Here is a 20,602-nt window from a genome sequence, read left to right as displayed (position 1 = left end):
CTTGCGTGGATCGAAAAACGCCCTCGGTGTCATCTAGTTGCTTGGGAACTAGATCCAGAAAAACAACTAAAAATATCAATATTATTAATATTTTTAACTGGATGCTGTGGTCAAGCAATTAGATGACACCGAGGGCGTTTTTCGATCTACGCAACAACGCCGCCACGGGATGACAAGGAAAAACTACTTCACGCAAGTACAACGACTACGTTAGGATGACATTTTACACTTTTTTCAAGCTATACAATAAAGCCTGAAGTAAACTAGATTACAATACCACTAAAGATGCGTAGAAAACCTTAAGTGGAAATGCTGCGTATCGTCGTATTTCTTCTTTTTAACCGCAAAACCCCAGTCCATTCTAATTGGTGCAAAGCGTGTTACCCAAATAAATCCGAAACCAACTGAAGCCCTAAGTGACTTATCATTATAGATACCATTTGGACTTTGATATTTTGCTTTATTTAAGCCTACTCCCCATAAGCTTCCTAAATCCATAAATACCGCACCAGTGAGGTTAAATTCTTCAGGTACTGGAGTTGGGAAGTTAAGTTCAGTAGAAAATGTATAATATCTTTTACCGCCTAAACCTTCATTAGTAACTTTTTCACGCGGTCCAACACCACCGCTAGCAAAACCTCTTAAGCTATAATCACCTAAATTAAAGCGATCTGAAATTCTAATAACTCGTCCGCCAAGTGCTGCAATATCACCTCCAGAAGCAGATAGTTTTAAAGTAAGCTTATTTTGTATGAAAGATTTATAATATTTACCATCAACTTCATGTTTCAGATATTTATTATCACCTCCAATACCCGCATATTCTTGACTAATACTTACTAAATAACCATTCTTTGCAATAATTTTACTATCTCTTTGATCATAAGCAATAGTGTGACCAATAGCAGAAGTAATAAACTTACCCATTTGCTCCTGTAAAAATATTGAGCTTGATGGAGATGGAGCACTCAAGGTATCACGTTTAATTAAATAATCTATTTCGTGGCTTAAATCTTCTTTAATTTCATAACCTAAGGAAGTTTTACCACCTACAGAATGCTGTCTATAATTTTGATCTGTGTTGGAAAGTACACTCTGACCACGACCACTTTTATTTATAAATCCGCTTACACCTAGGGATAAATCACGATCTAAGAAATGTGGGTCAGTAATACCACCATAATAGCTAGTAGTATTTTTACTTACTTGCACACCAGCATTGAGTATTTTACCTGTACCTACTAAGTTACGCTCTAAGAAAGAGAAGCGTCCAAATACCCCACCTGTGGTGTTATACCCTAAATCAAAACCGACAGAAGAAGTAGATTTTTCATCAACCTCAACATTTAAGTCATATTTATCCTTGGTTTTTGCTTGAGCAAAAGTAATTCCTATCTTCTCAAAATAATCTAAGTTTCTAAGATTATGCTCTCCTGTTTCAATATAAGAACGGTTAAGTATATCATCTTCTTCAGATTTAAACTCTCTTCTTATAACATGATCTTCAGTTTTAAGATTATTAATAATATTAATTTTATTAATATAAACCTTATCGGCTTTTTCTATAATAAATTTAATATTAATTGTATGATCAGGGTTTTTTACAATATCAGGATAAACATTCACTGCTGGATAGCCTACTGCTGTAAAATATTCTCCAATTTTATCAGCAATATTTTCAACTGTTTTCATATTGAAAACACTACCTTGCTTAATATTGACAATTTTATTAACAGGAGTTATATCAATATTGGTTAATTTGTTTTCTATTGTAACATTACCGAAATTATATTTTTCACCCTCTTCAAGAGAATATGTAAGAACGAAATATTCTTTAGTATTATTTAACTCAGCTGATACCGAAATTACTCTAAAATCTGCAAAACCAACTGATTGATAGAATTCTTTTAATAATTCTTTATCATATTCAATACGATCAGGTTCATAAGTATCATTACTATCTAAGAAACGAAACCAACGAGATTCTTTAGTTAAAACAATAGATTTAAGCTCTGAATCGCTATAATTTTCATTACCACTAAAATAAATATATTTAATACCGGTTTTTGGTCCTTCTGCGATATCAAAAATAACCTTAACTCTGTTATTTTCTAAATCTTCAATTTTAGGTGTTACTATAGTAGCAAAACGACCGCTACGTTTATAGATTTCTGATATTTTTTTTACATCTAATTCAATTTTAGCTTGGCTTAAAGACTCACCTGCCATTGTATAAATCTCTTTAGATAGCATATTAGCTTTTATTTTAGAGTTACCTCTAAATACTACGCTACTTATAAATGGAGTTTCAGTAACGTTAACAATTAAATTACCATCGCTTGACATATCCATTTTGATGTTTCTAAAAAGTGAAGTAGCATATAAGCGTTTTATTGCTTCGTCTTCTTTTAAACTATTATAGCTTTCACCAGGTTTTAGCTTTAAATAGCTCTCAATAGTAGAGCGTTCAATTCTATGATTACCTTCTATAGTTATTTTACGAATAACTGAATCTGCTAAGGAAATGTTATAATAAAAAATTGTTACTGTTAAAATTGCTAATTTAATAATTGACCTGATTATCACCTAAAACCTTCTTATAAGATTTATTTAAAATTTTTGCGTTAAACGTACACTATAGTAAATAATATTAACTAGAGCAAGTAAATCTACCCACTTAAGAGAATAAATTTTTTATATCGTTAGAAAAAGAAATTACAGTAAGGAAAATTATTATCATTATACCTATTTGTAATAAAATATTTCTAGCTTTAATATTCGGTAATTTACCTGTAACTGCTTCATATAATATGAATAATAAATGACCACCATCAAGTACCGGTATAGGTAACAGATTAAGTAGTCCTAAATTTACTGAAAGCATTGCTATAAATAGTAAATACATCTCTATACTATGCTCTAAAGTTCTTCCTGATTCTTTTGCAATAGCTACCGGTCCACCTATTTCACTTACTGATCGCTTTCCTACAATCATTTGTGATGCTGCTTTTAAAGTTACCGCCGATACATCTATAGTATCAAATATTGCTTCCGATAAACTTGATAATATCCCTATTTTAGTATGAACAGGTTCATTTTTAGCCATAATACCAATACGCAGTATTTTTCTAGCTTTTTCTACAACTACTTCTTCAGGCATTATACTAACAGTAAATTCTTCACCTTTTCGCTCTATTAATAAAGTAGAAGAATTTAAACCATTAATTAGTATTTCTTTTTGTACATCACTAAAATCTTTAACTAATTTATTATTAACTTTAACAATTCTATCACCCTCTCGCAAATTAGCTTTTTCTGCTGGTGATTCAGCTATTACCTCCCCTATTACAGGCTGAACTTCTATTTTACCAAGACAAAAATAAAATCCAGCAAATATTATTATGGCAAGTAAATAATTAATTAAAGGTCCTGCTACAACTATTAAAAAACGCTCAAAACAGGATTTAGCATAAAACGCTACTTTTTCATTTATTTCTTGTGCTTTATCCATAATGTTTCGATCATAACCATAAATCTTAACATATCCCCCAAGCGGCAATAAACAAATTTTCCACCTAACCCCTTTTGAGTCTGTAATACCGATTAATTCTTTGCCGAAACCTATCGAAAATTCTTCGATTTTTACATTAAAGAATCTTGCAACTGCATAATGCCCTAGCTCGTGGATAAACACTAAGATACTAATTGTTATAATAAATCCGACTATAGATAACATAATTTTTTTATTATTAATATGTAGGTAGACGAAGTTTAATTTGAAAAAAAGTAATCAGTCCATAAGTGCAAGACACGGAGCGTATACTTAAATACGTGAGTACCGCAGTATTTATAGAACGATGTAGCCAATTTTTCAAATTAAACGAGTATACAAATAAGTAGTTTTAAAGTATAGTATACTAAATTTAAAACTTTATTTCTTTTTATGAGTTCAAATAAAATCAATAAGAAGTCGATTGCACGTATTGCAGCAATACAAGCTATATATCAACATATGTTACGGAACAATGATAATATAGATGATATAATAGAAAATGTACTTTCTTTTTATCGCAACGATACTTCTATGACTGATTCACCCATAAAAATATCACTAACTATAAGTCATTTTAAAATGTTGGTAAAGTTGGTATTTGAAAATATTGATAAAATAGATGAAATTATAAGTAATCATCTGGTAAATGATAAAAACCAAAATCACATACCTATTTTGCTACAGGCTTTATTACGCAGTGGTATATGTGAATTATTATTTTTTCCAGATATACCTACTAAAGTAATAATTAATGAATACACAGATATAGCAAATGATATGCTAAATGATCACGAAATAGGCTTTGTTAATTCTATATTAGATAAAATAGCACACGAAAATAAAAGATTTTATGACAAATAATTTAAGTGGTTATAGAAATAAGTTTGTTAGAGTTAAGACTTCTAAAAAACGCACTGTTTCTTCTAGTAACTGGCTAAGGCGTCAGTTAAATGATCCTTATGTTGCAAAAGCACGTATTGAAGGCTTTAGATCAAGAGCTGCATATAAACTCCTTGAGATTCATGAAAAATTTAAAATTTTCACCCCAAATATGAAAGTAGTTGATTTAGGGGCAGCCCCAGGGGGATGGAGTCAAGTAGCTTCTAAGCTCATTAAAGCTACGGATGGTAATTTAAAAAATAAAATAATTTCAGTCGATTTACTTGAAATCGAACCAATTCCTGGAGTAGAGTCTTTTCAAAAAGATTTCTTTGAAAAAGATACTGAAGAATTGATTATACAAGCTTTAAAAGGCAAGGCTGATATAGTATTGAGTGATATGGCATCAAATACTATAGGTCACAAAGCTACCGATCATATAAGAACTCTGCTTTTATGCGAGCAAGCTTTTGAGTTTGCTTTAAAAGTCTTAAACCCTTCCGGTCATTTTATTGCTAAAATCTTTCGTGGTGGGGCTGAAAATGAGCTTTTAAACAAAGTGAAACGTGAATTCTCTACTGTCAAACATTTTAAACCATCATCCAGCCGCAAAGAATCAACAGAAATTTACCTAGTTGCTCTAAATAAGAAATGAATTATTAATAATATTTAACTAAATGGTTGACATTTATTTACTTATGCTTTATGGTAGTTTTTACTTAACGCCAGTTTAGGATAAGGAGGTCTGAGGATAAGCAAGTAGTGTTAGAAATTTTTTAGATTTATTGAAATTAAAAGCATTTACGCAAGAAAGTATATGAACTAAGAAATTAATAGGGGAGCGATGTCTTGAATGTTCAAGGTTCATGCTGTTTTTTAGTACATTAAATACTGATTCAATTATTGATCTGCTTTTTAAGAGTATTTTATCTTCTATATCTAATAAATGATTTTTCATATCCTTGCGAATCCCAGTAAATAACCGTAGCCCACGACTAAATAATTTAGCGGACATTTCCTTAGAAATATAAGCCTTGTCTCCAAATAATTTACCCCATAATCCTTTGGTAATTGAGTCTACAGCAGATAAATCACTAGCATTACCCTTTGTTATTTTAATTGCCATAATCTGACCTTTATTATTAATTACAATATGTAATTTAAATCCCATAAACCATCCGTAACTACTCATACCTATTTTAGCAATGCCACTAAACACTTTATTATTATTTGTACGTTTTGCATGACATATCGATAATTTGGTTGAATCAACAAAATATATACCAGTCTCATCTCCTGTAAATAATTGTAACATTATAGTTAAAGGTAATACTAATCTTGGCCACAACTGGATTATCCGACTGTAACTAGGAAGACTAAAATATCCTCTATATTTACATGATAGATGATATAAATAATAATTCTTAAAATCTTTGCATGGAGATATATAAAAATATAATACTATAGTTATATAGTTCTGAAAGCCTTAAACTCCCTGATCTCCTACGCTTCCTAACGCTGGGTATTAATTTGCTTTCTTCCCATTCTTCGTAAACTTTACAATAATTATCTATTATACAAAATAGAGTTATGATACATCTTTTCATTGTTGAGTGCATATTTTTTTGATTCAAAATCTATGTAACTCAACACTCCTCTCTTGTAAATACCCTGCTTTATTATCTTTATTCCTTACACTCTTATCCTAAACTGGCGTTTTACTTAAGCTCTAGAAACCATAAAATATGGTAATTCAACTTAACAATGGAGAAAGTTAATGTTTTCTAAAATGTTTAATTATTTTGCTAGTAATAGTAAAACGCACCTTGATAATACTCAAGAATCAGCTATAAATTGTGGTCAGCATTCTGCTGAAGCAGCAAGTTACACCGTAAAAACTTTACCACAAATTCTTTTAGGTCTTATTACTTTTAAAGAAATATCTGGATCAGTAATGACAGGATATGCCTTTGGGTTTGCTTTACCAGAATTTGCAAAGGTAATAGTAAAAAGTCTTGCTAGTACAATATTTTTCCATCCTACAGCTAGTATGGTAGGTACTGTAGCAGTTACAGTAGCTGCTAATTCTGAAAATGTAGTAGAGTGCATAAAAAAGCATTATATGACGCAGGATCTACAGTTTATGAAGGTACTTTATGTGCAGTAAATGGAGCAGCCGCAGCTGTAACTTTTGCTTATGATAATGTTTATAGTACCGACGTGCAATTATCAGGAAATGCTATAGAAGCTGTATTATAAGTTTTCTATCAATTAAGTAAGGTAAAATTAAAGTTTCTTTACCTTACTTAATAATTCCTCTCGCCCTTTCCTCAAAAGCTATAATCGTTTTTTCGGTTATTTTAATAAAATAGCTACCAACTAATTTCTCAAGCATTCTAGACTTCATTTCGAAATCAATAAAAAATTTTAGCTCAGTCCCTATAGGATGAGAAGTAAATTGTCAAGTACTGTTTAAATAGTTAAAAGGACCCGAAATAGCCAAGGTATTAATGAAATATTCTTTATCATCTATTATTTTATTAGTAACATGAGAACGATAACTTTCTGAAAAACCTTTTAACTGAATCACAAGATCCGCGACGATTTCTTCACTATTTTCTGAAATAACTCTGCTAGCTACACACCAAGGTAGAAATTTAGGATAAGATTTTATATCCCAAACTAAATTAAATAATTCCTGAGGTTTATAAGGTAAGATTTTTGTTTGTTCAAATGATGGCATTATGTAGTTCTTTTCTTTTAAAATAGCAATTTTATACTCTTTTTAAAAGAAAAGAATAAAAGGAAATGATAATATAAACTTCAATAGAAAAAATATTAATTAACTAATATTTTTTTTCTCGGCGGGATATATACGGTTTCATCATCTTCTGCATGTGAAATTTTTTCCAAAAGACCAATGAAACGTCCCTTATTAGGCACTAGTTTTACTATTGCCCAGCCTTCTTCTATTGCTTGTTTTATACGCTCTATATCAGCTTTATGTTCTGAAAAAGATATAAATTTTTGTGTTGGATTTTCCATCTTGATCAATGAATATGTTAATAAAAATTAATAGTATAATAAATTTTTCTTAATAAATCAAATTAATTTTATTATTTAGTTTGATTATACTTGAAATAAGAGCATGTTATTATGATTTAGTCAAGATAATCTAGTTGAAAATTAAAAGTTGCAGCATTAATTTTGTATCGTAATAAAATTTTATTGACTTTTGATCGAAAAAACCCTAAATATTTACATCTAAAAATTAGAATTAGCAAAGATTATGAAAAAATATATATTACTGACTATCATACTCTTAATGAGTAAGAATATATTCGCAAGAGAACAAATATCTAATCTTGTTACACCTGTTAGCTATTTTATAGATCATACATTACAAATAAAAAAGATCAAAAGTAACTTAATCAAATATAAACAATCGGGCATATTAGGTGTGAGTGGTATGGGTAAAACTCAGGTTGCTAGGATGTACGCTTATGATAATAAGGCTGATTATGATCTTATTTGGTTTATAGATTGTAATTTAGATATTGATGGACAGTTAATGAAGCTTGCTAAAGTTATTAATGCTCAAGCAAATTCTGCAATCATTTTAGATAATATTAGTATGGTAAGAAAGGAATTAATGACTTATCTAGCTAGTAAAGATAAATGGTTATTTAGTGTTTGATAATTTAAAAGTAGGCGAGAATAAAAAAATAGCAGATTTTATTAATTGGGAACATAATGGCAATATTATATTTTGTTCACAGGACAGTGAATTATTACCAAATATCGTAAAAATTACTGCTTTTGAGGAAAAAGAATCTAAAATGCTTGTAGAAAATATTTTAGAAAGTAATAACCCGGAATCGATAGAATTTTTAGCCCAAGAATTTAAAGGATATCCGATTCTTATGGTTCAAGGATCACAAATATTAAATCAGGTACAGGGTTTAAGTTTAAATGAATATAAGAAGCAAATACAAGGAGCTAATGATAAAATTGAGCTAAATATTAGACTTGCTATTAAAGTGTTAAGCCCTTCTGCTCGAAAATTACTAAATGAAATAGCTTTAATTAACAATCAAAGTTTTTCAAAAGAATTTTTAAATTGTATCACTTCGGATAAGGATCATTTAGATGACGACATTTATAATATTTCCAAATTTGCTTTAATCACTAATATTGAGCCAAATGAAGATAATCCCACATTTGAAATGCATGATGTCATAGCTGAGAAAATACTAAAAATTAATGGATATACTAACAATAAAGAATCTATTGACCAGGTCGTTACTAACTATATAAGTTCTGTACCTTCAAGCGTGGTAAAGGCACGTATTTTTAGAAACGCTAAAACAGTATTAGGTAACATAGATATAATCACAAAAAATGCAGAAAAATATGATATACCCATAAATGTAATTTTAGGACTAAAAATAAATTTGATAACACAATATATAAATTCTTTAGATTTATATAGTGCTCAAAAATTAGTAGATTGGTTTAATGAAAATGATAGTAAAGGTAATTTTAAATTATCAAAAATGGATAATGATCAAAAATGCGATTATGCCTCATATTTAAGTCTTATAGGTGGATATTATAGGCATCTTGGAAACCATCATAAATCAATTGAATATGATATAAGAGCTAAAAAAGTTTATGAGGATATTCAAGGATATAATTCTTACCGATGTAATATAAATTATACTTTGGCACTGGCATATATTGAACTCGGTCAGCTTGAAGAAGCAAAAAATAATATTCAAATTATGGAGGATATGTTTAACGGTGGGTTGGTTGATAAAGCCGATATTATAACTTTATATTCTGCAAGAGCTAGATTGTTCGCCATGCAAGGTAAATATGATGACGCACTAGAACAAATTAATAATACTATAAATACAGCTGTAGAGAATGGAATAAATCCTCAAGATGTATTTCTAAGCAATATATATCTTATTAAAGCAGATATATTAAATAACCTTGGTAAATATGAAGAAGCTTATTCTCAAGCACAACAAATATATGATATGAATAAGTTAGTTAAGAAAGAAAATCATCTAATATTTGGGCGTGTTTTTACTCAAATTTCAAAAGCAAAACTTGGTCTTGGAAATGCTAAAGAAGCACTAGAATATGCAGAAAAAGCTAAAACAATTTTTATTAGCGATACAAATAGACCTAATAAGGAAATTATTACATCACCGGATACAAGCTTGGCTAAAGCATTTGTTGCTGAAGGTAATGCACTAGCTAGCCTTAATAAAAATGATGAAGCAGTAGAAGCTTATAGCACAGCAGAAAATATATATTGGAATAACTATAGAGAAAATATGAAAAATGTAGACGAGATAAGTATTATGTACTTAAACGCTGCTAAAGCAAGCTGCCATGTACCTCTTAGATCTTTCTATAAAAACTTTCGTGATCATCAAATAAAAAAATTCAGAGAGCAGCATCCAAAAAGTATAGAAATACTAAAGCTCAATTGCCATAATTTAAATAATTAAACTATTTGGTATTACTAACTAAATATAGAATCGTCATTGCGAGGAAAAACTATAAGTTTTGACGAAGCAATCTAGTAAAATGCATAGCATTTTTATTATTTTCCCTAGATTGCCACGCTCCTTACAGTCGTGTAGCTTATGACGATATCTATATACCGCGAATACTTCAAAAGTTGGTAAGTCAAACAAGCGGTGAGTCTGCACAAGCAGTAGATAAACTACGTGAGCACAGACGAATCCCGAAATTTGGCTTATACGAAGATCAGCTTCAAAAAGAGTAATCGGTTCATAAGACGAGGAGCGGCAGCAGTTACTTAATACGTGGCTACCTGCGTACTTATAGAACATTGTCACCAATTTTTGAAGTTCTATCTGAGTATTTACCAAATCTTGAAGTATTAAAGGTATACTTAGTTAGTAATGCCGACTATTTAGATAATTGTACAAATAGCTTTATTGCGTGGATTGTTTCCTTCTGTCATCCTATGGCTTTGTTGCGTAGATCAATTTTTCCTGTGTCATCCTGCGACTTGATCGCAGAATCCAGCTTAAAATACTAAAATTATTAATATTAAAAGTTGTTTTTCTGGATGCCTTAGGTACAAGCAACTAGATGACTACCTTAGGGCGTTTTTTGATCCACGAAACAATCCCTGCACAAGAATAATAATATAATCCTAATAAATGAAAAGTAGATGACGAAGTTTTGTTTTTATTATATTAATATCATAATAGTAGCAAAATAAAGCATGTAATTAAACTTTTTTATACAAATTTATATTTAAAAATTGACTTTTGATAGAAAAACTATAAAATTTTTCCCTAAAATGGATGTATTATTATATGATTTCGGTTTTTCCTTTATCATTAAAGGATTTAGTCGGCTTTGTTGAAAAGGTAGATTTCTCATTTCTAACTATGGCTCTATTGTGTGGATTAGTAGAACAACTGCGTCATACCATAACAACATTGTGGCATGGATACCTAATTTTCCTGAGCTTGACAAACGAAATGAGTGTGACAATCCAGTCAACTATAATATGTTATCTATTTATGGTATCTTGTGCCATAAGCTGCATCCTAATATAGAGGGCATTGCCCGTGTGGATCGAAAAGCACCCTAAGGTAGTCATCTAATTTCTTGTACCTAAGGCATCCAGAAAAATAATAAAAATACTAATAATATTAGTATTTTTCAGCTGGACCTAGTTCCCAAGCCACAGGGTAAGAAAATGATCCATGCGGACAATCCTAAAAGAGACCGCTACAACAAGTGAGCTAATGATATCAAGCGTTTTTTATAAATTGCCCCGTTCTTTTTAGCCGCTCGCAACAACACTACTCTAAAATAGATAAAGGTATTTAGTGAAACATACTATTATTAAGATAGTTTCTTGTATTATAGCATTTTTGATTTTTCTTATTTTTAATATTTCAGTTTATTATTGTTTAATATATTATCAAAAAAAAGAATATAAGGGATTACTCAAAGCTTATGCGAGTAGTATATCAAGCTTACTTACACAAGATCTAGAAAATGCTCTTAATAGCTCCATACCAAATAAAGAATTCTTCTTATTTAAAGGTTTTGAAGTTATTCCTAAATCTAAAACTACTGTGAATTTAATTACAGTAAGTGCCAATTCTATAAGAGTAAGAAATAAAAAAGAAGAATACATATTTAATTTACACAACTTAAAAGAAATCATAAATAAAATATTTCCTCCTTTTATAATTTATAAATTAAGCTTAAATAATCATGATATCTTTTCCGAAAGAATAAATATAGATCAATATTTAACTGAAAGTAAACTTGTAGAAGCAAATGGTATTTTAAATTTAAAATTGGGTATTAAGAAAGACTCACAATTTTATTTAGATGGAGCATATTTATTACGAAGAAATATGTTAATTTATAGTATCAGCTCATTTTTAACTCTTTCAATATTAGTCTCTATATATTTTAAAATATACAATACCATACAACAGAATTTTAGAATTTTACATCAAGAAATATATGAAGAAACTGAAATAAATACAGCATTGATAAATAATAATAAAGCCGATCATGAATTAAGAAAGCTCTTTATAAAAAAATTAACAGAAATATATTTAAAACAAGAATTAGGAGATACATACAATCCAAATGATTTTCCATTTAAGAATCAACTTTTTCCTATAAACTTAACTGATTTATCCCTTACTAAAATTAATATTGAAAATTTAATCAAGCTATTACAAGGATATTTCGCTCCTTATTTTGCTAAAATTGGTATTAGAACTACTAACAATATAAAAGAGATTGAAATTAACTGTTCTCTTGAAGTTTTTTATCAATTAATATTTAGCTTGGTATTTAATTTGGTAAAATTTATAGATAGGCAAAGCAATATTCCTCAAATAATTAAGATAGATTTTAACCAAGATAAAATTACTATTACTAACGATTGTTTTTCATTAGATGAAAAGAAAATGATTAAATTATCTGATATTATAATAGAAGAATATACAGATCTTTTTATTTTAAATTGTTACAAGATATTTAAATCGTTAAATGAACATAAATTTAAATATAATATCTTCTCGCATGATGGCTCACACTTAATAGAAATAGTGTATCCTCCATTAAATAACTCTAATTTAAATACAGGGAAGATATTAGATTTCACTAAATATTTAAACAATAAAAACTAAATATCATATTGAATATTTTTCTTGGACACGCTGATGTAATATCCATTCAATAATTTTATTATCAATAGATTCATCAGGTGTAGGGCGGTAGTAATTAAATACTTCATTTAAGGTTTGAGAAAATTCTGTTTCAGAAACTACTAGATTTAATTTTTTTATTGTTTTTATTATCTCAGGCAAGATTTTTTGAAATAAGATATAATCATCTTGACCAAGGTAATCATTAACTTTAATATTAGGATTATATAAATCCTTAATTGAAACACCTAAAGTATCAGCTATTGTTTGTAGAATCTCTACGGAAGGTTTTCTGGATAGACCTTTAATAATGTTATAAACACTATTTTTCTTTAGCTCTGCCTTTCTCTCAAGTTCTGTAATTTGAATATTACGTTCCTTTATGAATTTATATAAATTCTTTTGCAATACTGTATCTGACATGAGTTTCAAATTATAGTTGTATTTTTATAACAAATTAAAACTTTCTTTGTAAAAATTAAAACTAAAGAAATATTATAGTTGATATTTTATTTTAAAAGTGGTTATTATAATTACATGTATGTAATTGAGAAACATTATTGCTAAACTATAATCAATTTAGATAAGTTTTAAACTAGCTATAAATTTAATAAGTAAAAGCTAGTATCATTATTTTAACTAAAATAATGTTGTTAGAACATATCATATGTCTTTTAAAAAAGGCAAGAAGATAATCATACCTAAATATACTCTAGGTATCAATATATTGCATTTTGTTATGAGAATATAGAAAAACAGAATATCTATACATCAAAATTCATCTCAACTTAATTACTTACTATTTTTTTATGCCTTAGTAATTTAAGCTCTTACTTTAAAGGCACCTAAATATAGATAATAAGGAGAATATTTTTGTGAATTTTATAAGAAAAAATTTTCTTGGGGTTGGAAAAAATATAGACGTAAATTTAAAAAATATTTTTAGACAAGTAAATGAAACAACCGAAATATTTAATACATTTCTTATAGATAGAAATTTTACTGATGAGTGGGATGATGAAGATGATTTTGATGATGGTGTATGGATAGAAGTTCCATTAATAGAATCAAAAGAAATCTAAATCAATATATACTTTTGAAGTATCCGCAGTATATTATCATGTCACTAGTTAATTTAATTTTTAAAGTAAATTTTTGAAAATTCCTTATGCGTTAATGATAATTTAGTTAAACTATATTATTTAATTATGTCAAACGATAATTCTCAAGCTACCCCTCCTCTTTCTAAGCAACAATTATTTGCTTTTTTTGGTATGGTTGTTGGTATGTTTATGTCAGTGCTTGACATCCAAATTGTTGCAAGCTCACTATCCGTAATAGCAGCAGGACTTGCGGCTTCAAGTGATGAGCTTTCTTGGGTTCAAACATCTTATTTAATAGCTGAAGTTATCATAATTCCGATTACGGGATTCTTAGCAAGATTACTTTCCACTAGAATTTCTTACTTTGTTGCAGCTCTTGGCTTTACGATTATGAGCGTATTATGCTCACTTGCAACGAATATTGAATCAATGATTATCTTTAGAGCGTTACAAGGATTTTTTGGCGGTGCTATGATACCAACAGTTTTTAGTACTGTTTTTATAATTTTTCCACCATCACAACGCCCTAAAATTACTATATTAATTGGGCTTGTTGTAACAGTAGCACCAACTTTAGGTCCAACACTTGGAGGATATATTACAGAAATTTTATCATGGCATTTTATGTTTTTGCTGAATGTTATACCTGGTATTTTTGTATGTAGCGTAGTTTTTTTATATGGGCATTTTGATAAACCAAATTATAACTTATTGAAAAATTTTGATTTCCTTGGTATAGCAATTATGGTCTTGACTCTTGGTTTACTACAATATGTTTTAGAAGAAGGTAATAAAAAAGGCTGGCTGGAGGATAATTTAATATTATTTTTAAGTATTGCGGTAGCTTTAGGATTTATTTTGCTAATAATCAGAGAATTAACTTTTATAAACCCGATTTTAGATTTAAAAACATTTCTCTATAAAGATTTTACGTTTAGCTGTCTCTACTCTTTTGTTATGGGTATAGGATTATATGGAGCAGTATATATATTACCATTATTCTTATTTACCATAGCAGGTTATGATACGTTACAGATCGGTGCTACTATGATGGTAACGGGAATAGCACAATTTTTATCAGCACCACTAGCTGGAAGAATGCTAGGAGCGGGCGTAGATTTACGGCTAATGCTGATTATAGGGCTTGGAGGCTTTGCACTTGGATGTCATTTAAATAGCTTTCTAACACCTGATTCTAAATTTGCCGAATTTGTATTACCGCAATTTGTTAGAGGGCTTTCTTTAATGTTTTGCTTCATACCAACTAATAATATTGCTCTTGGTAATATGCCAAGGGAAAAAGTAGGGAATGCAAGCGGTCTTTATAACCTCACTCGTAACCTTGGAGGAGCGGTAGGACTAGCAGTAATTAGTACTATACTAACTAATGATACTAAAATTTTTATGCAATATCTATCGGAAAACATCCCCTCCACTTCTATAATGGCAATGGAGCAATTAGATTCATACACCGCATTATTAAGCGGAAAAATATTTAATCCAGAAAAAGCCTCATATTTATTATTGGCTAATAAAATAAATACGGATGCATTTGTAATTGCAATAAATAATATATTTAATATGATAGCGTTATTATTTATACTTATAATGCTGCTAATTCCTTTCACTTCAAATATCAAGCTATCAGGAAACACCAATGCCCACTAAAATTTCAATTATATTATATTTTCCTTGGTTATTTTGGGAAATATGCAAGTCAGCTTTTTCAGTTATTAAAATAATTTGGCAAAGAAATATAGTTGTAGAACCAGTTTTTGAATGGGTTGATGCAGAAGGATTAAAAGATATCGGTGAAATAATATATAGTAACTCAATTACTTTAACCCCTGGTACAGTGACATTAGATATAAATAATAATATGTTATTAGTGCATGCACTCGATAAATCATCGATTGATGATTTACACAATGGTAAAATGATTAAAAAAATTAAAAGAATTTTGAGGATATGACATCAAATTTAAAATATAAACGGGTTTTGTTGAAAGTTTCAGGTGAAGCTTTAATGGGTGATAAGCAATTTGGTCATGAATATGACACAATAAAAAAGATTGCTGGAGACATTAAAGAACTTATTGATTTAGGAGTAGAAGTTGCCATCGTAGTTGGCGGCGGAAATATTTATCGCGGGATTAATGCAGCATTAGTTGGTATGGATCGAGCATCAGCCGATTATATAGGTATGCTCGCAACTGTTATTAATGCTTTAACACTGCAAAATGTTATGGAAAGCCTAGACATCTATACAAGAGTTCTATCGGCTATTCCAATGATGAGCGTATGCGAGCCATATATTCGTCGCAGAGCTAAAAGACATATGGAAAAAGGTCGAGTAGTAATTTTTGCCGGTGGCACTGGTAATCCGTTTTGTACAACCGATAGTGCAGCAGTACTACGTGCAATAGAAATGAATTGCGATGTTTTGCTAAAAGCAACGCAAGTTGATGGGGTATATGATTCTGATCCGAAAAAAAATCCGAATGCTAAAAAATATTTCACTATTAACTATAAAAATGTTATAACTAACAACCTGCAAGTTATGGATTTAGCAGCTATAGCAGTTGCAAGAGAAAATAAGCTACCTATAAGGGTATTTTCAATAAAAGAAAAAGGTAACATTGCTAAGGTAGTTCAAGATCAAGGGGAATATACTACAATCGAAGAGTAGTATATTGCTCGTAAGAATTAACTGGAAAACGTCATTGCGAGGAGCGAAGCGACGCGGCAATCTTATCAAGCGTCCCGAGACTGCCTCCGCCCTCTACTATGCATATCCTCGCAATGACGATAATACCACAACTTATATAATAACATATGGATGAAAAATTATGGATAAAGTAACTCTTAAGAAAAATTTACAAGAAAAAATGGATAAGGCTTTAAAAGTTTTAGATCATGAGCTTAAAGGGCTTCGTACTGGTAGAGCTTCAGTTAATTTACTTGATAGCGTAACTGTAGAAGCTTATGGCGATAGAATGCCACTCTCACAAGTTGCCTCTCTGACAACTCCAGATGCACGAACAATTAACGTGCAGGTCTGGGATAAATCTATGGTATCATCAGTAGAAAAAGCAATTACAGTAGCAAATCTTGGTTTAACTCCATCATCAGATGGGCAATTAATTAGACTACCTATACCAGCTTTAACGGAAGAAAGACGTAAAGAACTTGCAAAACTTGCTCATAAATATGGTGAAGATACTAAAATTTCATTGCGTAATATTAGAAGAGACGGCAATGAAGAACTTAAAAAAATGGAAAAAGATAATATTATAGCAAAAGATGAACATCATAGTTTAGCAGAACAGGTACAAAAACTAACTGATGAATATAGTAGCAAAGTTGATTCGGCGATAAAGCAGAAAGAGCAAGAAATAATGACTGTGTAGTCCGATGAACTTCAAAAATTGGCTACGTCATCCTACAAGTACTGCGGTACTCACGTAGTTTATCTACGTTCCGTTCCTTGCACTTGTGGATTCCTTGCTCTTTTTGAAGTTGATCTTCGCCTACCCTAATTATTAAATGAGAATTAGAGACTAAAATATAAGAAAACAAAATAAATTATGATTACAAAAGAAGAAGTAAAAAAAATAGCAAAGCTTGCAAGGCTTAAATTTGAGGAAGATAAGGTAGAGGAATTCTCTAGCAGGCTTAGCTCTATAATGGATATGATCGATATTCTAAATGAAATAGATTGCACCGATGTTAAGCCTTTAACTTCTGTTTGTGATATGCAAGCAAGAATGCGACCTGATGAAGTTACAAGCAAAGACCATTCAAATGAATTATTTGATAATGTTCAAGGTGCTAGCCGGCAGCTTGCTAAAGAAGTGAAATATTTTATTACTCCAAAGGTTGTTGAATAATATGACGGAATTAAATAAGTTAAGTGTAGCAGATAGCCTAAAAGGCTTAAAAAATAAAGAATTTACCAGCAAAGAATTAGTTAATGCTCATATTAAGCAAATAGAAAAACATAAAAACCTAAATGCTTATGTTACAGAGACTTTTGATTTAGCTTTAAAGCAAGCAGAAGCAGCTGATCAAAATTATGCCAAGAATCAGCCGAGAACTCTTGAGGGAATACCTTTCGCTGCTAAAGATCTTTTTTGTACAAAAGGGATTAGAACCACTGCTTGTTCTAATATATTAAGAGAGTTTATTCCTAATTACGAGTCAGGTGTTACGCAGAATATTTTTAATAAAGGCGGCGTGATGCTCGGCAAAACTAATATGGACGAGTTCGCTATGGGATCAGCAAATATTACTAGCTGTTTTGGTAATGTAATTAGCCCATGGAAAGCAAACGACGATAATGCTGATTTAGTTCCAGGTGGTTCCTCGGGCGGATCAGCTGCGGCAGTAAGCGGCTTTATGGCTACCGCTGCTCTTGGTAGTGATACAGGCGGTTCGGTGCGTCAGCCAGCAAGCTTTACCGGTTTAGTTGGGTTCAAGCCTACATATGGACGCTGCTCAAGATATGGTATGGTATCGTTTGCAAGCTCTCTTGATCAAGCTGGTATATTTACTAGAAGCGTTTTAGATAGCACTATTATGCTTGAAGCAATGATGGGTTTTGACGAAAGAGATTCTACTTCTATTAAGGCAGAAGTACCGCAATTACAACCTGCTATCGGAAGTTCTATAAAAGGCATGAAAATAGGCGTACCTCTAAGTCTTGGAGAGGGCGGAATTATCGAACCTGATATTATGAAGATGTGGCACTCTACTATAGAGCTGCTTAAAAATGCCGGTGCTGAAATAATCGATATTTCTCTGCCGCATGCTAAATATGGCGTTGCTGTTTATTATGTTATAGCACCTGCTGAAGCCTCTTCAAACTTATCTAGATATGACGGCGTAAGATACGGGCTTAGAGTAGAGAAAGAAAATATGAGCTTAGACGAGATGTATGAAATAACGAGATCGTCCGGTTTTGGTGATGAAGTAAAACGCCGTATCATGATCGGGACATATGTACTTTCTTCTAGCTTTATGGATGCATATTATTTAAAAGCACAAAAAGTGCGTAGGCTTGTTGCTGATGATTTTAATAATGCTTTTGCAAAAGTAGATGCTATTTTACTGCCATCTGCTCCAACAGAAGCATTTAGAATCGGTGAAAAACAAAATGATCCAACTATTATGTATTTAAATGATCTATTTACCATTCCTGCAAGTTTGGCAGGGCTGCCTTGTGTTTCAGTACCGGCAGGCTTATCAAACAGAGGGCTACCGCTTGGTATGCAAGTTATAGGTAAGCAATTAGACGAATATAATGTTTTAAGAGTAGCATCTGCTATAGAGTCAGGGGTGTTAAACATATTAAATTTGAGCCGAAAGGATTTTAATTATGGCATATATTGAAGGTAGTAGCGGAAAATGGGAATATGTAATTGGGCTTGAAATTCATGCTCAAATTTCCTCAAAATCTAAGCTTTTTTCAGGCAGCGGTACAACATTTGCAGCAAGCCCAAATTCACAAGTATCTTACGTTGATGCGGCAATGCCAGGTATGCTACCAGTGCTTAATAAGTATTGTGTTCATCAAGCGATTAAAACAGGTCTTGGACTTAAGGCAAAGGTAAATAAATATTCGGTATTTGACCGTAAAAATTATTTTTACGCTGATCTGCCGCAAGGTTACCAGATCTCTCAGTTTTATTATCCGATAGTGCAGGATGGTACTATGGAAATACCAACAAGTACTGGTGAGCTGAAAACTATCCGTATTAATCGCCTGCATTTAGAGCAAGATGCTGGCAAGTCTATGCATGATCAATCACCGCATTATAGCTTTATAGATTTAAACCGTGCAGGTATTGGACTTATGGAAATCGTAACTGAACCTGATATATCTTCACCCGATGAAGCAGCAGAGTTTGTTAAGAAGCTCAGAAGCTTGCTTCGTTATGTTGGTAGCTGTGATGGGGATATGGAAAAAGGTTCTATGCGTTGTGATGCTAATGTGTCGGTAAGACGCAAGGGAGAGCCGCTTGGGACGAGATGCGAAATTAAGAATATCAACTCAATACGTAATATTGTCAGAGCTATAGAGTTTGAAGCTAAAAGGCAAGTAGATTTGATTGAAAATGGTGAATCTGTAATTCAGGAAACACGTTTATTTAATGCTGATAGCGGTGAGACAAGAACTATGCGTTCGAAAGAAGAAGTAGCTGATTATCGCTATTTCCCTGATCCTGATTTATTGCCGGTTATTCTTTCTGATGAGCTGATAAATGAATTAAAAGCAAGCTTGCCTGAGCTACCGGATCAGAAAATAGATAAATATATAACCAAATTCGGTTTAAGCAAATATGATGCTGAAGTAATCGTAGCTGATGAGTCGGCTGCTAAATATTTCGAAGAAGCAGCAAATAAATGTGATCCTAAACTGCTTGCTAACTGGTTAATTAATGAATTGTTTGGACAGCTTAATAAAGCTTCGACCGAAATAAGCGAGTGTAAAATTACGCCTAACGATTTTGCAAAATTAATTAAATTGATAGAAGATAATACCATATCCGGTAAAATTGCTAAGACTGTTTTCGAAATTATGTTTGAAACCGGTAAAGCAGCTGATAAAATTGTAGAAGAACAAGGCTTAGTACAAGTTTCAGACTCTAATGTACTAAATGCTGTAATTGACGAAGTAATCAGCGAAAACCCTGATTCGGTTGAAGGATATAGAGGCGGTAAGGATAAATTATTCGGCTTTTTCGTTGGTCAAGTAATGAAAAAAACCGGCGGTAAGGCAAACCCTGGGCTTGTGAATGAGCTGTTGAAGGATAAGCTTGGTTAGCGTCA

18 protein-coding genes and 2 pseudogenes are annotated in these 20,602 nt (G+C 31.2%); 14 read left to right on the top strand and 6 right to left on the bottom strand.

The window, feature by feature from the left end:
• Positions 1-279 precede the first annotated feature (279 nt).
• Positions 280-2,586 carry an outer membrane protein assembly factor BamA gene (gene bamA / locus AAGD54_RS07565; protein ID WP_341794507.1) on the bottom strand — a complete coding sequence of 769 codons (2,307 nt, stop codon included), beginning with the start codon at positions 2,584-2,586 and terminating at the stop codon, positions 280-282.
• A 91-nt stretch (positions 2,587-2,677) separates the two neighbouring features.
• Positions 2,678-3,736, bottom strand: coding sequence for an RIP metalloprotease RseP (gene rseP / locus AAGD54_RS07560; protein ID WP_341788346.1), 1,059 nt, complete (start codon positions 3,734-3,736; stop codon positions 2,678-2,680).
• Between the two features lie 207 nt (positions 3,737-3,943).
• Here rseP and nusB point away from each other — a divergent pair, with 207 nt between their 5' ends.
• Both nusB and AAGD54_RS07550 read left to right on the top strand, forming a co-directional pair.
• A complete protein-coding gene (nusB, locus tag AAGD54_RS07555) occupies positions 3,944-4,414 on the top strand; it encodes a transcription antitermination factor NusB (RefSeq protein WP_011477778.1) in 471 nt (156 codons plus the stop codon).
• Entirely contained in the window at positions 4,404-5,087 is a 684-nt protein-coding gene (locus AAGD54_RS07550; protein ID WP_341794506.1) for an RlmE family RNA methyltransferase, read from the top strand. Before nusB ends, AAGD54_RS07550 begins: the two co-directional genes overlap by 11 nt.
• A 75-nt stretch (positions 5,088-5,162) precedes the next feature.
• On the opposite strand, the gene AAGD54_RS07545 is transcribed toward AAGD54_RS07550, so the two are convergent.
• On the bottom strand, positions 5,163-5,879 hold the full coding sequence (locus AAGD54_RS07545; protein ID WP_341795139.1) for an IS982 family transposase: 717 nt from the start codon (positions 5,877-5,879) through the stop codon (positions 5,163-5,165).
• A 330-nt stretch (positions 5,880-6,209) separates the two neighbouring features.
• On the opposite strand from AAGD54_RS07545, the gene AAGD54_RS07540 reads away from it, so the two are divergent.
• Entirely contained in the window at positions 6,210-6,599 is a 390-nt protein-coding gene (locus tag AAGD54_RS07540) for a hypothetical protein (RefSeq protein ID WP_341794505.1), read from the top strand.
• Positions 6,600-6,734: 135 nt separating this feature from the next.
• Here the strand turns inward: AAGD54_RS07540 and AAGD54_RS07535 are convergent.
• Both AAGD54_RS07535 and AAGD54_RS07530 read right to left on the bottom strand, forming a co-directional pair.
• Positions 6,735-7,175 (bottom strand): annotated as a pseudogene (locus AAGD54_RS07535) (type II toxin-antitoxin system RatA family toxin).
• Between the two features lie 95 nt (positions 7,176-7,270).
• A complete protein-coding gene (locus AAGD54_RS07530) occupies positions 7,271-7,477 on the bottom strand; it encodes a DUF2674 domain-containing protein (protein ID WP_011477782.1) in 207 nt (68 codons plus the stop codon).
• A gap of 244 nt (positions 7,478-7,721) precedes the next feature.
• On the opposite strand from AAGD54_RS07530, the gene AAGD54_RS07525 reads away from it, so the two are divergent.
• The 3 genes from AAGD54_RS07525 to AAGD54_RS07515 all read left to right on the top strand — a co-directional run bounded on the left by AAGD54_RS07525 (position 7,722) and on the right by AAGD54_RS07515 (position 12,651).
• Positions 7,722-8,129, top strand: coding sequence for a hypothetical protein (locus AAGD54_RS07525; protein ID WP_341794504.1), 408 nt, complete (start codon positions 7,722-7,724; stop codon positions 8,127-8,129).
• Complete coding sequence (locus AAGD54_RS07520) at positions 8,122-9,957, top strand: tetratricopeptide repeat protein (protein ID WP_341794503.1); 1,836 nt, start codon at positions 8,122-8,124, stop codon at positions 9,955-9,957. The genes AAGD54_RS07525 and AAGD54_RS07520 overlap by 8 nt, the downstream gene beginning before the upstream one ends.
• Before the next feature lie 1,365 nt (positions 9,958-11,322).
• On the top strand, positions 11,323-12,651 hold the full coding sequence (locus tag AAGD54_RS07515) for a hypothetical protein (RefSeq protein ID WP_341788351.1): 1,329 nt from the start codon (positions 11,323-11,325) through the stop codon (positions 12,649-12,651).
• 3 nt (positions 12,652-12,654) lie between these two features.
• Here AAGD54_RS07515 and AAGD54_RS07510 read toward each other — a convergent pair whose 3' ends face one another.
• A complete protein-coding gene (locus tag AAGD54_RS07510; RefSeq protein ID WP_341794502.1) occupies positions 12,655-13,092 on the bottom strand; it encodes a helix-turn-helix transcriptional regulator in 438 nt (145 codons plus the stop codon).
• A 452-nt stretch (positions 13,093-13,544) separates the two neighbouring features.
• On the opposite strand from AAGD54_RS07510, the gene AAGD54_RS07505 reads away from it, so the two are divergent.
• From AAGD54_RS07505 to gatB, 8 genes and pseudogenes are all read left to right on the top strand, one after another.
• Positions 13,545-13,751, top strand: coding sequence for a hypothetical protein (locus AAGD54_RS07505; RefSeq protein ID WP_341788353.1), 207 nt, complete (start codon positions 13,545-13,547; stop codon positions 13,749-13,751).
• 126 nt (positions 13,752-13,877) lie between these two features.
• Positions 13,878-15,440: a DHA2 family efflux MFS transporter permease subunit gene (locus AAGD54_RS07500; RefSeq protein ID WP_341794501.1), complete on the top strand. Its 1,563-nt coding sequence runs from the start codon at positions 13,878-13,880 to the stop codon at positions 15,438-15,440.
• Entirely contained in the window at positions 15,430-15,744 is a 315-nt protein-coding gene (locus AAGD54_RS07495) for a monovalent cation/H+ antiporter subunit E (protein WP_341788355.1), read from the top strand. Before AAGD54_RS07500 ends, AAGD54_RS07495 begins: the two co-directional genes overlap by 11 nt.
• A complete protein-coding gene (gene pyrH / locus AAGD54_RS07490) occupies positions 15,741-16,460 on the top strand; it encodes a UMP kinase (protein ID WP_341788356.1) in 720 nt (239 codons plus the stop codon). The genes AAGD54_RS07495 and pyrH overlap by 4 nt, the downstream gene beginning before the upstream one ends.
• A gap of 160 nt (positions 16,461-16,620) precedes the next feature.
• On the top strand, positions 16,621-17,181 hold the full coding sequence (gene frr, locus AAGD54_RS07485; RefSeq protein WP_011477791.1) for a ribosome recycling factor: 561 nt from the start codon (positions 16,621-16,623) through the stop codon (positions 17,179-17,181).
• A 177-nt stretch (positions 17,182-17,358) separates the two neighbouring features.
• On the top strand, positions 17,359-17,661 hold the full coding sequence (gene gatC / locus AAGD54_RS07480) for an Asp-tRNA(Asn)/Glu-tRNA(Gln) amidotransferase subunit GatC (RefSeq protein WP_341788358.1): 303 nt from the start codon (positions 17,359-17,361) through the stop codon (positions 17,659-17,661).
• A gap of 1 nt (position 17,662) precedes the next feature.
• Positions 17,663-19,146, top strand: a pseudogene (gene gatA / locus AAGD54_RS07475) (Asp-tRNA(Asn)/Glu-tRNA(Gln) amidotransferase subunit GatA).
• Positions 19,147-19,148: 2 nt separating this feature from the next.
• Positions 19,149-20,597: an Asp-tRNA(Asn)/Glu-tRNA(Gln) amidotransferase subunit GatB gene (gene gatB / locus AAGD54_RS07470; protein ID WP_341794500.1), complete on the top strand. Its 1,449-nt coding sequence runs from the start codon at positions 19,149-19,151 to the stop codon at positions 20,595-20,597.
• The last annotated feature ends 5 nt before the right edge of the window (positions 20,598-20,602 follow it).

Source organism: Rickettsia endosymbiont of Rhinocyllus conicus (assembly GCF_964026465.1).
Lineage (GTDB): Bacteria > Pseudomonadota > Alphaproteobacteria > Rickettsiales > Rickettsiaceae > Rickettsia.
The sequence above is the reverse complement of the archived record's forward strand: the minus strand, read 5'-3'. Positions and strand labels throughout refer to the sequence as shown.

Coding starts and splice junctions, on each gene's coding strand:
- nusB (WP_011477778.1), top strand. CDS start 3,944: ATGAGTTCAAATAAAATCAATAAGAAGTCGATTGCACGTATTGCAGCA.
- gatC (WP_341788358.1), top strand. CDS start 17,359: ATGATTACAAAAGAAGAAGTAAAAAAAATAGCAAAGCTTGCAAGGCTT.
- AAGD54_RS07525 (WP_341794504.1), top strand. CDS start 7,722: ATGAAAAAATATATATTACTGACTATCATACTCTTAATGAGTAAGAAT.
- AAGD54_RS07510 (WP_341794502.1), bottom strand. CDS start 13,092: ATGTCAGATACAGTATTGCAAAAGAATTTATATAAATTCATAAAGGAA.
- gatB (WP_341794500.1), top strand. CDS start 19,149: ATGGCATATATTGAAGGTAGTAGCGGAAAATGGGAATATGTAATTGGG.
- AAGD54_RS07550 (WP_341794506.1), top strand. CDS start 4,404: ATGACAAATAATTTAAGTGGTTATAGAAATAAGTTTGTTAGAGTTAAG.
- AAGD54_RS07530 (WP_011477782.1), bottom strand. CDS start 7,477: ATGGAAAATCCAACACAAAAATTTATATCTTTTTCAGAACATAAAGCT.
- pyrH (WP_341788356.1), top strand. CDS start 15,741: ATGACATCAAATTTAAAATATAAACGGGTTTTGTTGAAAGTTTCAGGT.
- AAGD54_RS07495 (WP_341788355.1), top strand. CDS start 15,430: ATGCCCACTAAAATTTCAATTATATTATATTTTCCTTGGTTATTTTGG.
- AAGD54_RS07500 (WP_341794501.1), top strand. CDS start 13,878: ATGTCAAACGATAATTCTCAAGCTACCCCTCCTCTTTCTAAGCAACAA.
- frr (WP_011477791.1), top strand. CDS start 16,621: ATGGATAAAGTAACTCTTAAGAAAAATTTACAAGAAAAAATGGATAAG.
- AAGD54_RS07540 (WP_341794505.1), top strand. CDS start 6,210: ATGTTTTCTAAAATGTTTAATTATTTTGCTAGTAATAGTAAAACGCAC.
- rseP (WP_341788346.1), bottom strand. CDS start 3,736: ATGTTATCTATAGTCGGATTTATTATAACAATTAGTATCTTAGTGTTT.